This is a genomic window from Cupriavidus sp. SIMBA_020, assembly GCF_046535395.1.
GTDB classification, from domain to species: domain Bacteria; phylum Pseudomonadota; class Gammaproteobacteria; order Burkholderiales; family Burkholderiaceae; genus Cupriavidus; species Cupriavidus campinensis.
This window is the reverse complement of sequence record NZ_JAWRWU010000959.1, coordinates 1-260: the sequence shown is the minus strand read 5'-3', so window position 1 is coordinate 260 and position 260 is coordinate 1. Positions and strand designations below refer to the sequence as shown.

Below are 260 nucleotides of genomic sequence, written 5' to 3'. Positions count from 1 at the left end.
GGTCGTCTCCATCGCCAATCTGACCGCGGCGCTTTCCGGTTACCTCACCCCTGAGGAAATCAAGGAAGTCAAAGCGGCGTTTCACTTCAGCGACGAAGCCCACCTCGGGCAATATCGTCAGAGTGGCGAACCCTACATCACGCATCCCGTCGCCGTCGCGGAAATCTGCGCCGGCTGGAAGCTCGACGCCCAGGCTATTCAGGCGGCGCTGCTTCACGACGTGATCGAAGACCAGGGCGTGACCAAGGCGGAGATCGCCG

Annotated in this window: 1 protein-coding gene; it reads left to right on the top strand. The window is 61.9% G+C overall.

All coding sequences use genetic code 11. The features are described 5' to 3' along the window. Positions 1 to 260, top strand: a 260-nt coding sequence (locus SB751_RS32300) for an HD domain-containing protein (RefSeq protein ID WP_410749298.1), incomplete at both ends; no start/stop codon positions are given.